The organism is Allofrancisella heilbronnii, assembly GCF_000710735.2.
Taxonomy (GTDB): domain Bacteria; phylum Pseudomonadota; class Gammaproteobacteria; order Francisellales; family Francisellaceae; genus Francisella; species Francisella frigidaquae.
Genome location: NZ_CP144673.1, coordinates 1,280,039 through 1,291,705, shown reverse-complemented (window position 1 = coordinate 1,291,705; position 11,667 = coordinate 1,280,039). Strand labels below are relative to the sequence as shown.

The following is an 11,667-nucleotide window of genomic DNA, read 5'->3' as shown; positions in this document are numbered from 1 at the left end:
AGTGCCTATTTAACAACTGGATCTAACTCACCATTTTCATAACGCTGAAACATTGTCTCAAGCGAGATAGGCTTGATTTTGCTAGCCATACCAGCACTACCAAAAGCCTCATACCTAGCTTGGCAAATTTCAGACATTGCTTTTTTAGCTACAGCATTGTATTTACGTGGGTCAAATTCAGCTGGGTTTTCTGCTAAAAATCTTCTTATTGCACCAGTTGCTGCCATACGTAAATCAGTATCGATGTTTACTTTACGTACACCATATTTTATTGCTTCAACAATTTCTTCTACTGGCACACCATAGGTCTCACCCATTGCACCACCATAGTTGTTAATCACCTCTAGCCAATCTTGTGGTACAGAAGATGAGCCATGCATCACTAAGTGTGTACCTGGAATTCTAGCATGGATTTCTTTTACCCTTTTTATAGATAATACGTCACCTGTAGGTGGCTTAGTAAACTTATAAGCTCCATGACTTGTACCAATAGCGATTGCTAATGCATCAACTTTAGTTTTTCTTACAAAATCAGCCGCTTCTTCTGGGTCTGTTAATAGCTGATCCATAGATAAGGTGCCTTCTGCACCTATACCATCTTCTTCACCGGCTTGTCCAGTTTCCAAAGAGCCAAGACAACCTAGCTCACCTTCAACAGAAACACCACAGGCATGAGCCATATCTGTAACAGTTTTAGTTACATTTACATTATATTCATAATCTGCTGGGGTTTTGCCATCTTCTTTTAGCGAGCCATCCATCATCACAGATGAAAAGCCTAACTGAATAGATCGTTGACAAACTGCTGGGGACGTTCCATGATCTTGATGCATGCAAACTGGTAAATGTGGATATTCTTCTATAGCAGCTAAAACTAAATGTCTGATAAAAGGAGCGCCAGCGTATTTTCTAGCACCTGCAGAACCTTGTAAAATAACTGGTGAATTTACTTTATCAGCAGCCTCCATAACAGCCCTTACTTGTTCTAAATTATTTACGTTAAAAGCTGGGATTCCATACCCATGTTCTGCTGCATGATCTAATAGTTGACGTAATGAAACTAAAGCCATTTATTTTCTCCTTTTACCTTACTTGACCGGCTATTATTACTTTGATTTTATTAGTACTTCCATGTACACCCATACTGTCACCGCTAGTAAGTACAAGAATATCTCCCTCTTTTACTAACTTTCTACTTTCAAGCTCCATAGAGGCAGACCTGTTTACATATACTTTTGACATTCTAGTAGAGTCAAAATAAATTGGTATGACACCTCTAAACAAAGTCATAGCCCCTAAAGTTGGAGCATTACGAGATAGTGCATAAATTGGTAAATCTGTATTTATTCGTGACATCCAGCGTGAAGTATTTCCACCTTCTGTTAAAACAATTAAACCTTTAGCACCAATATCATTAGCTATCTTAACGGCTGCTACTGATACGGCATGATCAATTCGGCTACAATCAGCTATTTTTTGTTTTTTAACAATGTGGTTATACTTGCTTTTTTCAGCAGATTCACAAATTCTTGACATAGCAGCAATAGTCTCTACTGGATATTTACCAACAGCTGTTTCAGCTGAAAGCATAACAGCATCTGTACCGTCAAATACGGCGTTTGCTACATCAGAAGCTTCAGCACGTGTAGGAGAGGAGTTTTCTATCATTGATTCCATCATTTGAGTGGCGGTAATAGATCCTTTTTCATTTTGTCTAGCTGTACTAATAATCAGCTTTTGTACAGTAGGGACATTTTCATCACCAATTTCTACAGCTAAATCACCACGAGCAACCATAACTAAATCGGAAGCTTCTATGATGCTTTTTAAGGTTTCTTTGTGTACTGCTTCGGCTCTTTCAATCTTGGCAACCATAGCTGGTTTCCAGCCAGCTTCATGTACTAATTGACGAGCATACTCCATGTCCTTACCATCTCTTACAAAAGACACAGCTAAAAAATCCACCTGTAGCATTGCTGCTATTTTAATATCTTCTTTATCTTTATCTGTAAGAGCTGGGGCGGTAAGTCCACCGCCTTTTTTATTGATTCCTTTATTATTAGAAACTTTACCGCCAATAACTACTTTGGTCGTAGCTTTATTTTCTTTGACTGACTCAACCTGCAAAACAATTTTACCGTCATCAACTAGTAAAATATCTCCAGATTTAACGTCTTTAATTAACTCTTTATAATCAATACCTACTGTATTCTCATCGCCATCATTTACACCAAGATCGGCATCAAGTATAAATTTTTGCCCTTTTTTTATCTCTACAGAACCATTTTTAAATTTAGAAAGTCTAATTTTAGGACCCTGCAAATCTGCCAATATCCCAACATAAGTATCTTGCTCTTTTGCAATTTGACGGATCAGTTCAACTCTCTTTCTATGGTCTTCAGCAGATCCATGTGAGAAATTACACCTAACAGCGTTAACCCCAGCCTTTATCATCTCAGTAAGGACTTCTTTAGATTCACTTGCAGGTCCAAGGGTAGCTAAAATTTTGGTTCTTCTCATAAGTATCACCTTAAATAAAATTATTTTTTTGCTTTTTCTTTTAACATTTCAATAGCTGGTAACTCTTTACCTTCTAAAAATTCTAAGAATGCTCCACCTGCTGTTGATATATAAGAAACTTTGTCTTTTATACCAAATTTTTCTATAGCTGCTATAGTATCCCCACCGCCAGCTACAGAAAATGCTTTTGAATTAGCAATAGCTAATGATAAAGCTTTCGTGCCTTCTGAAAAGCTATCAAACTCAAATACACCAACTGGACCATTCCATAATATAGTATTAGAAGAATTTAGTAGCTTAGTAATATTTTCTGCTGATTTAGGTCCTATATCCAAGATCATATCATCATCAGCTACGTCAGCTACATTTTTTATAACTGCTTGAGCATTTTCGTTAAACTCTTTAGCAACTCTTACATCTACAGGGACAGGTATATTAATACCTTTTTGTTGAGCTTTTATTAAGATATCTTTTGCTTGGCAAACTAATTCTTGCTCATAAAGTGAACTACCTACAGAATATCCTTGCGCTTTTATAAATGTATTAGCTATGCCTCCACCAACTACCAAAGTTTCGACTTTATCAAGTAAATTATGTAAAACCGATAGTTTAGTAGATACCTTTGAGCCGCCTACTATGGCAGCCATTGGTTTTTTAGGGTTTTTTAATGCTTTCTCTAAAGCTTTGATTTCATTTGAAACTAAAAATCCAGCGCATGCAACTGAAATATACTTTGCTATTCCATAAGTAGAGGCTTGAGCACGATGAGCTGTTGCAAAGGCATCCATTACAAATACATCCCCTAAACTTGCTATTTTTTTAGATAGCTCATTATCAGATTTTTTCTCACCTTTATTAAAGCGAACGTTATCACACATAATAATTTCATCAGCTTTAATATCAACACCCTCAAGCCAATCTTTTTCAAACCTTACTGGCTTATGGATTATTTCTTCTAAGGCTCTCGCTACAGGTTCTAGCGAAAATTGAGGATCATACTCACCCTCAGTAGGGCGTCCAAGATGAGATAATAAAATCGGTCTCCCGCCTTGTTCTAAGATATACTCTATAGTAGGGATAGCTGCCTGAATTCTTACAGTGCTAGTGACTTTACCATCTTTAACAGGAACGTTAAAATCAACCCTAACTATTACTTTTTTATCTTTTAGGTTTACATCTTTTATAGTTAGAAAACTCATATTAGCTCCAAATTATAAAGACCCTATCAGCTTAACTACTCTAACCATTTGGTTTGTATAAGACATTTCATTATCATACCAAGATACAACTTTCACTAGAGATTTATCACCTAGTAGAGTAACTTTAGTTTGAGTTGCATCAAATAATGAACCTTCAGAAATTCCTATAACATCACTTGAAACTAATTCTTCTTCAGTGTAGCCAAAAGATTCATTAGCTGCTGATTTCATTGCAGCATTTATCTCTTCTGCTGTTACTTTTTTAGAAACCACAGCTACTAGTTCAGTTAAAGATCCAGTTGCAACTGGCACACGCTGAGCGGCACCATCTAGTTTACCTGCTAATTCTGGAATAACTAAGCCTATAGCTTTTGCAGCTCCAGTTGAGTTTGGTACTATGTTTATAGCAGCAGCACGAGCGCGACGTAAATCACCATTTCTATGCGGGCCATCAAGAGTGTTTTGATCACCCGTATAAGCATGAATAGTTGTCATGAACCCTTTTTCTATATTTGCTAGATCATGCAGTGTTTTTGCCATAGGAGCTAAACAGTTAGTAGTACAAGACGCTGCTGATATAACCTTATCTTTTGCTGTTAAAATATTATGGTTAACATTATAAACAACTGTTGGTAGATCATTTCCTGCTGGAGCAGAAATTACAACTTTTTTAGCTCCAGCATCTATATGAGCTTGGGATTTTGCTTTTGACGCGTAAAAACCTGTACACTCTAAAATAACATCTACATCTAACTCACCCCAAGGTAGTTTAGTAGCATCTGCTTGTGCGTAAATTTTTATCTCTTTTTCTCCTACAACTATAGAATTTTCTTTAGCAGAAACCTCATCAGCTCTAGCATACCTACCTTGAGCGGAATCATATTTTAACAAGTGAGCTAACATTTTTGGGTTTGTTAAATCATTGATTGCTACTACTTCAATCCCATCTTTGTCAAACATTTGACGAAATGCTAAACGACCTATTCTACCAAAACCATTAATAGCAACTTTCATTTTAGTCTCCTTTTATTAGATTTTTTAACTAATATTTATCAGATAAAGTTTTTAAACGTATTTAGCAACTATATTGCTTATATTTTCCACGTTAAAGCCAAAATATTCAAACAACTCTTCAGCAGGTGCTGATTCTCCAAAAGTTGTTATTCCTTTAACTTCACCACCTGCCTTTGGCATATATTTGTACCATGTGCCTGGTTGAGCAAGCTCAACAAATATTGCTGGAATATCTTGTCTAATTACAGAGGTTTTATATATATCAGTTTGCTTATCAAAAATTTCTACACAAGGTATAGACGCAACATTTATATTTATACCTTTTTTATTGTATTCATCAGATACTTTTACAGCTAACTCAACTTCGGAACCTGTCGCAACTATCGTAGCTTTAGCATCTAAATACTGTTTAACCAAGTACCCTCCTTTAGATATATTACTAGCTTTCTCTGCAGAATCGACAATTGGCTGCAATCCTTGGCGAGTTAATACCATAACACTAGGAGTATTTTTTGATTTAATAGCCTCATACCAAGCGATCATCGTTTCAACTGTATCAGCTGGACGCCAAACATTAAGGTTAGGTATCAATCTCAAACTTGGGATATGTTCAATTGGCTGATGTGTCGGACCATCTTCACCTAGCCCTATAGAATCATGTGACATTACATGTATGACAGGTTGTTTCATAAGCGCAGCCATCCTGATAGCATTTCGTGAATAGTCACTAAATACAAGAAAAGTACCACCATATGGCTTTAAACCACCATACAGGCTTAAGCCATTCATAATCGCAGCCATACCGAACTCACGCACACCGTATGAGAGATAATTAGCTCCTTTAGCAGTATTATTTAACCAAACTGAGCCACTCCAGTTAGTGTTGTTTGAACCTGTAAGATCCGCTGATCCTCCAAACATTTCTGGCATATGCTTACATAGTACTTCCAGTGACATTTGAGATGCTTTTCGTGTAGCCACCCTAGTGGGATTTTCTATTTGTGATTTTATATAACTCTGGACTTCTTTTTCAAGTTCAGCTGGAATGTCTTTATCTAAAACTCTCTTAAGCTCATTATATTTAGGATTTAATTTGTAAACTTCCCAACGCTTTTGCCAATTTGTCTCTAATATTTGACCACGTTGGGTAGTATCCCAAAATCTATACACTTCATTAGGTATTTCAAAAGAGTCATATTGCCAACCTAATTCTTTGGCTGCTGAATTTCTCTCCTCCACACTTAATGGGGAGCCATGTACTGATGCTGTACCAGCTTTTTCTGGTGAGCCAAAACCTATCACTGTTTTACAACATATTAAAGTAGGTCTTTTTTGTTCAGATTGCGCGTGTATAATAGCTTGCTCTATAGCTTTGGTATCATGACCATCTATACTTTCAATAACATGCCAACCATAAGATCTAAATCTTTCGGCTGTATTGTCTGTAAACCAACCTTTGGTATCACCATCTATAGATATACTATTGTCATCCCAAAAAGCTATAAGTTTATTCAAACCCAAAGTGCCAGCTAATGAGCATGCCTCATGAGATATGCCTTCCATTAAGCACCCATCTCCTAAAAACACATATGTATAGTGATCTATAAGTTCGCAATCAGGAGTGTTGTATCTTTGTGATAAAAGCTTTTCCCCTAAAGCCATGCCAACAGCATTTGCAAGACCTTGTCCAAGAGGTCCGGTTGTCGTCTCAACTCCTGAAGTATAACCATATTCTGGGTGGCCAGGAGTTTTAGAGTGAAGCTGTCTAAAATTTTTAATATCTTCAATAGAGACATCGTAACCAGTTAGGTGCAATAAAGCATATAAAAGCATAGAGCCATGACCATTTGAAAGGATAAATCTATCGCGGTTAATCCAGTGAGGATTTTTAGGGTTGTGTTTGAGAAATTTTGTCCACAGAACAGTTGCGATATCGGCCATCCCCATAGGCATACCGGGATGACCAGATTTAGCTTTTAATGTTGCATCTATAGCCAAAAATCTTATGGCATTTGAAAACTCTTGAAAGATAGGTAAAGACATGTGATTGACCTTTTAAGTAAAAAATTAAAGTAATATGAACAACACTAAGATGATACAATAGCAACTTTAATAAAACAAGAAACCAAGTTAGAATATTCCAAATATAAGTAACACACTTAGAAAGCTGATTATGAAAAATAAATACGATATAAATTATAGTACATATGCCAACCAAAAAAGAGAATTAATAGCTTTTGAAATTATACTTACTGATCTTAGCGAGCTATCTGATTATATTTTAGAAACGCCCTATATATTTAACTGTAATTTTTCTTTTTTTGAAGAAAATGGTAAACCTTGTATTAAATATAATATCTCTAGCAACTTAGAACTAATTTGCCAAGAATCTCTAGAACCTTTTGGGTATGATTTTAATGCATCTAACACTATTATGATTGTCGAAGATGATAGACTAGTTCAAGATAGCTTGTATGAGCCTTTTATTTGTAGCACAGCTATTATAAATTTAGCAGATGTAATCAAAGAAGAAATACTTTTAGACTTACCGTTAATACCAAAAAACAACGCTAACACTTGTAAAAAAAACAAAAAACATTCATACTATAGCAAGCAAGAAAGCGATGTTGAAAAAAAGGAAAACCCTTTTGAGGTTTTAAAAGTACTTAAACAACACTAAATAAAAATAGTAAAATTTCTACCGGAGGTTACATAAAATGGCAGTACAACAAGTCAAAAAAAGCAGATCAAGAAGAGATATGAGAAGGTCACACGACTCTTTATCTACAGCTACTTTATCAACTGATAAAGCAACTGGTGAATTACACCTAAGACACCATGTATCACCAAACGGGTTTTACAAGGGTAAAAAAGTAGTAGAGGTAAAATCTGAAGACTAAATTCCTTCTCCCAGAAAATTATAATTACATCACTTTACTACACCAACTTTTAGTAAAATAATTTTTTTGAAATAAAATAGGAAGTTTTATTTATTATGGGTTACAAAATATCTATAGATGCAATGGGTGGTGATCATGGTTTAAATACTACGATTCCAGCAGCTCTTGAGGCTGTAAGAAAAGACCCCAACTTACAAATTGTTTTAGTTGGGGATCACCATAAGGTTAAAAGAGCTTTAGACAGATATTCAAAACTAAAAAAGATAAAACTGCCAATTCTACAAAGAATAGCTATTCATCACGCTGGTGAAACTATCGGAATGGATGAATCTCCATCTATAGCTGTAAGAAAAAAGAAAGATTCTTCTATGCGCGTAGCTGTTAACCTTGTTAAAGATGGCTCGGTAAACGCTTGTGTTAGTGCTGGTAATACTGGGGCATTAATGGCTATATCAAAATTTGTTCTAAAAACTATCAATGGAGTAGACCGCCCTGCGATAGTTTATGCTTTACCAGCGTACAATAGGGAAACTAAAAAACTAAGTAAAACCTATATGCTTGATTTAGGTGCAAATGTGGTTTGTTCTTCTGAACAGCTTTTTCAATTTGCTATCATGGGCTCCATTTTAGCAGCAAGTTCAAAAGGTATAGCTGAGCCAAGAGTGTCTTTACTTAATATTGGTGAAGAAGAGATGAAAGGGTTGGATAATATTAAAAATGCTGCCAAACTTTTGCAAGGCTGTGATTTTATCAACTATAATGGCTATATAGAAGGTAAATACATTTTTGATGATTCTACAGATGTCATAGTTTGTGATGGTTTTGTTGGTAATGTTTCACTAAAAACTATGGAAGGTACTTTAAGGCTTATAGAGTCTTTAATTAAAAAAACTGTAGTTGAAGGCTCTTGGTTAATGAAAATACCAACAATTATGGCTTTACCACTTTTCAAGAAAATGAAAAAAGGAATGAATTTGGATAGCTTTAATGGAGCTTCTTTGTTAGGCCTAACAGGGATCGTCATAAAAAGCCATGGTAGCGCTAGTGCTAATGCCTTTGAGACCGCTATTTATGAAGCTACCAAAGAAATCAAATATAACATCCCTAAAACGATTCAAGAATCTTTGGAAAAAGTTCTTTAATTATATTAATCATGTTACAATAATTTTGAGGGTTTGGCACTCTTTAGATTATTAAAGACTAAAGGGCTCGTTTCATATATTGTATTTAACTAACATATAGGTAGACTATTGAATGTTTGCACAAATATTAGGTACAGGAAGTTATTTGCCTGAAAAAATTTTAACTAACGATGATATAAGTAAATTTATTGATACTTCTGATGAGTGGATAAAGCAAAGAGTTGGTATAGAAAAACGCCACTGTGCTAATGAGCAAGAAAATACTAGCTTTATGGCTACCGAAGCAGCAAAAAAAGCTCTAGAAGCGGCTAATTTAGACGCTCAAGAAATTGACACGATAATAGTTGCCACTAGTACGGGTGACTACATTATGCCTTCTACAGCCTCTATTGTTCAAAAAGCACTTGATATCAAAAATTTTAAAACTCGCTGTTTTGATGTTTCTGCAGCATGCAGTGGATTTGTGTACGCACTTGATATTGCAAAACAATATATAGAAAATGGTTCAGCAAAAAACATATTAGTAATTGGTGCTGAAAAGATGACAAGAGTACTTGATTGGAATGATAGGTCAACCTGTGTACTTTTCGGTGATGGAGCCGGTGCTGTAGTTCTATCTCAAAGCCAAGAGAAGAAAATTTTATCCTCTTTACTTTATACGGATGGCTCATGTTTAGAGACGTTAAATATCCCTAACAATCTGCCTAATAATAGAGGAGAAGCTATCACTATAGACCCATACCTGATAATGGAAGGAAATAAAGTTTTTAAATTTGCTGTTTCAAGATTATCGTCTTTGGCTGAAGAACTAATTCAAGAAGCTGGAATAAAAGCTAGTGATATAGATTGGTTAGTACCACATCAAGCAAACTATAGAATATTAACTTCAACGGCAAACAAGATAAACATGCCTATGTCTAAAGTGGTAACTACATTACAAGATCATGGCAACACTTCAGCAGCATCTATACCACTAGCGTTAGATTATGCAGTTAGAAACGGACAAATTAAGCCAGGACAAATTATAATATCAGAAGCCTTTGGCGCAGGATTTGTGTGGGGCGGATTCGTAGCAAAGATATAATAAAGTTATCAACTTTTATATTCTAAAATTTTTTTGATTTTCAATAATAAGGAGAGCATTATGTCACAAAAAATTGCTGTTGTATTTCCTGGTCAAGGTTCACAAAAACTAGGTATGTTACAAGATTATTATCAAACTTTTGCAACATTTAGAAATATAATAGATGAGGCGAAAAACCATTTAGGTTATGATCTATGGAACATTATTCAAAATGATGAAGAAAAATTAAATAAAACTGAGTTTACACAGCCGGCACTTTTAGCTACAAGCTACGCGATATATAAAGTACTTAAAGAACAAAGGCCAGGCCTAGAGGTTCAGTACTTTGCTGGGCATAGTCTGGGCGAGTACACTGCTTTATTGGCTGCTGAGTGTATATCTTATAAGGATGCTTTACAGTTGGTTTCAACTAGAGGTAAACTTATGCAAAATGCTGTTACAGACAAAGAATGTGCCATGAGCGCTATTCTTGGATTATCTAATGACGACGTGGTAGCCTGTTGCCAAGAAGCTTCTGATGAAGGTATCGTTGAAGCAGCAAATTTTAATTCTACTGGTCAGGTTGTTATTTCTGGTGAAAAGATAGCTGTAGAAAAAGCTAATGCTATAGCGAAAGAGAAGGGTGCAAAACGTGCTCAAATATTGGCTGTAAGTGTGCCTTCTCATTGTTCACTTATGAAGGGTGCTGCAGAAAAATTTGAAATAGAATTAAATAAAGTAGAGTTTAAAAACCCTACAACAGCTGTTGTACAAAATTTTGATGCTAAATCACACTCTAGTCTAGGTGAAATAAAAGAAGCTGTAGTCAAACAATTATATAAACCAGTATTATGGACCCAATCTGTACAAGAGCTTGTAAATTTGGGGGTCAACGAAATTATTGAATGCGGACCAAACAAAGTGCTGTGTGGGCTAATAAAAAGGATTGACAAAAATTTAAGTACAAAAGATACAAATACTATTGATAGTCTAGAAAATATTCAATAACTATAAGGAGATAATAAAAAATGTCTTTAAAAGAAAAAGTAGTTTTAGTAACAGGAGCTAGTCGAGGTATTGGCTATGAAGTGGCTGTTACTCTTGCAAAAAAAGGAGCTACTGTTATAGGTACTGCAACCTCAGAAACTGGCGCCAAAAAGTTTGAACAAAGCTTAACAGATCAGAGTTTAAGTGCAAGAGGAATGGTTTTAAATATCTCAGATTCTGAGAGTATAAAAAATTTCTTTGCTAAAATTAAAGATGAAAAAATAGTTATTGATATTTTAGTAAATAACGCTGGTATTACTCGTGATAATCTAATGATGAGAATGTCGGATGACGAGTGGAATGCTGTTATCAATACCAATCTAAGTTCTATTTTCCAAATGTCAAAAGAATGTGTTCGCGGTATGATGAAAAAAAGATGGGGTAGAATTATTTCTATAGGTTCAGTAGTAGCTTCTGCAGGTAACCCAGGCCAAACCAATTATTGTGCTGCTAAAGCAGGTGTAATCGGGTTTTCAAAATCCTTAGCTTATGAAGTTGCTAGTCGTAATATTACAGTGAACGTTGTAGCACCAGGATTTATAGCTACAGATATGACGGATAAGCTTACTGAAGAACAAAAAACGTTCATAGCTGGTAAAATACCTTCAGGACAAATGGGCCAACCTATAGACATAGCTAATACTGTAGCTTTCTTAGCTTCCGAAGAAGCTAGATATATTACAGGACAAACGTTACACGTTAATGGTGGTATGTATATGGCTTAATTTTTGCAAAATTATTGCAAAAAGAGACAAAAAATAATATTATTAAAACGGTTAGTT

General features: G+C 35.3%; 11 protein-coding genes. 6 read left to right on the top strand and 5 right to left on the bottom strand.

What is annotated here, in order from left to right; all coding sequences use genetic code 11:
- Nucleotides 1-5 precede the first annotated feature (5 nt).
- Genes fba through tkt form a run of 5 tightly spaced genes read right to left on the bottom strand, consistent with a single transcriptional unit; the run spans nucleotide 6 to nucleotide 6,776 of the window.
- A complete protein-coding gene (gene fba, locus FRA_RS06025) occupies nucleotides 6-1,070 on the bottom strand; it encodes a class II fructose-bisphosphate aldolase (RefSeq protein WP_035719895.1) in 1,065 nt (354 codons plus the stop codon).
- A gap of 13 nt (nucleotides 1,071-1,083) precedes the next feature.
- The gene (gene pyk, locus FRA_RS06020) at nucleotides 1,084-2,520 is read right to left on the bottom strand and encodes a pyruvate kinase (RefSeq protein WP_035719893.1); all 1,437 of its coding nucleotides are present in this window, start codon (nucleotides 2,518-2,520) and stop codon (nucleotides 1,084-1,086) included.
- Between the two features lie 20 nt (nucleotides 2,521-2,540).
- Nucleotides 2,541-3,719, bottom strand: a complete 1,179-nt coding sequence (locus FRA_RS06015; protein WP_035719890.1) for a phosphoglycerate kinase — start codon at nucleotides 3,717-3,719, stop codon at nucleotides 2,541-2,543.
- A 12-nt stretch (nucleotides 3,720-3,731) separates the two neighbouring features.
- Entirely contained in the window at nucleotides 3,732-4,733 is a 1,002-nt protein-coding gene (gap, locus tag FRA_RS06010; RefSeq protein ID WP_035719888.1) for a type I glyceraldehyde-3-phosphate dehydrogenase, read from the bottom strand.
- 51 nt (nucleotides 4,734-4,784) lie between these two features.
- Entirely contained in the window at nucleotides 4,785-6,776 is a 1,992-nt protein-coding gene (tkt, locus tag FRA_RS06005) for a transketolase (RefSeq protein WP_035719887.1), read from the bottom strand.
- Between the two features lie 130 nt (nucleotides 6,777-6,906).
- Here tkt and FRA_RS06000 point away from each other — a divergent pair, with 130 nt between their 5' ends.
- The 6 genes from FRA_RS06000 to fabG all read left to right on the top strand — a co-directional run bounded on the left by FRA_RS06000 (nucleotide 6,907) and on the right by fabG (nucleotide 11,610).
- Nucleotides 6,907-7,413: a YceD family protein gene (locus tag FRA_RS06000; protein WP_035719886.1), complete on the top strand. Its 507-nt coding sequence runs from the start codon at nucleotides 6,907-6,909 to the stop codon at nucleotides 7,411-7,413.
- A gap of 37 nt (nucleotides 7,414-7,450) precedes the next feature.
- Nucleotides 7,451-7,633 carry a 50S ribosomal protein L32 gene (gene rpmF / locus FRA_RS05995; RefSeq protein WP_035719885.1) on the top strand — a complete coding sequence of 61 codons (183 nt, stop codon included), beginning with the start codon at nucleotides 7,451-7,453 and terminating at the stop codon, nucleotides 7,631-7,633.
- 95 nt (nucleotides 7,634-7,728) lie between these two features.
- Entirely contained in the window at nucleotides 7,729-8,775 is a 1,047-nt protein-coding gene (plsX, locus tag FRA_RS05990) for a phosphate acyltransferase PlsX (protein ID WP_035719884.1), read from the top strand.
- Nucleotides 8,776-8,887: 112 nt separating this feature from the next.
- On the top strand, nucleotides 8,888-9,859 hold the full coding sequence (locus FRA_RS05985) for a beta-ketoacyl-ACP synthase III (protein ID WP_035719882.1): 972 nt from the start codon (nucleotides 8,888-8,890) through the stop codon (nucleotides 9,857-9,859).
- Nucleotides 9,860-9,919: 60 nt separating this feature from the next.
- Entirely contained in the window at nucleotides 9,920-10,846 is a 927-nt protein-coding gene (fabD, locus tag FRA_RS05980; protein WP_035719881.1) for an ACP S-malonyltransferase, read from the top strand.
- 20 nt (nucleotides 10,847-10,866) lie between these two features.
- Nucleotides 10,867-11,610 (top strand): 3-oxoacyl-ACP reductase FabG, encoded by a 744-nt coding sequence (fabG, locus tag FRA_RS05975; RefSeq protein WP_035719879.1) that lies wholly within the window; start codon nucleotides 10,867-10,869, stop codon nucleotides 11,608-11,610.
- Nucleotides 11,611-11,667 lie beyond the last annotated feature (57 nt).

Bases quoted from the DNA above. Each gene is read 5' to 3' on its own strand.
- fba (WP_035719895.1), bottom strand. From the start codon at position 1,070: ATGGCTTTAGTTTCATTACGTCAACTATTAGATCATGCAGCAGAACAT.
- pyk (WP_035719893.1), bottom strand. From the start codon at position 2,520: ATGAGAAGAACCAAAATTTTAGCTACCCTTGGACCTGCAAGTGAATCT.
- FRA_RS06015 (WP_035719890.1), bottom strand. From the start codon at position 3,719: ATGAGTTTTCTAACTATAAAAGATGTAAACCTAAAAGATAAAAAAGTA.
- gap (WP_035719888.1), bottom strand. From the start codon at position 4,733: ATGAAAGTTGCTATTAATGGTTTTGGTAGAATAGGTCGTTTAGCATTT.
- tkt (WP_035719887.1), bottom strand. From the start codon at position 6,776: ATGTCTTTACCTATCTTTCAAGAGTTTTCAAATGCCATAAGATTTTTG.
- FRA_RS06000 (WP_035719886.1), top strand. From the start codon at position 6,907: ATGAAAAATAAATACGATATAAATTATAGTACATATGCCAACCAAAAA.
- rpmF (WP_035719885.1), top strand. From the start codon at position 7,451: ATGGCAGTACAACAAGTCAAAAAAAGCAGATCAAGAAGAGATATGAGA.
- plsX (WP_035719884.1), top strand. From the start codon at position 7,729: ATGGGTTACAAAATATCTATAGATGCAATGGGTGGTGATCATGGTTTA.
- FRA_RS05985 (WP_035719882.1), top strand. From the start codon at position 8,888: ATGTTTGCACAAATATTAGGTACAGGAAGTTATTTGCCTGAAAAAATT.
- fabD (WP_035719881.1), top strand. From the start codon at position 9,920: ATGTCACAAAAAATTGCTGTTGTATTTCCTGGTCAAGGTTCACAAAAA.
- fabG (WP_035719879.1), top strand. From the start codon at position 10,867: ATGTCTTTAAAAGAAAAAGTAGTTTTAGTAACAGGAGCTAGTCGAGGT.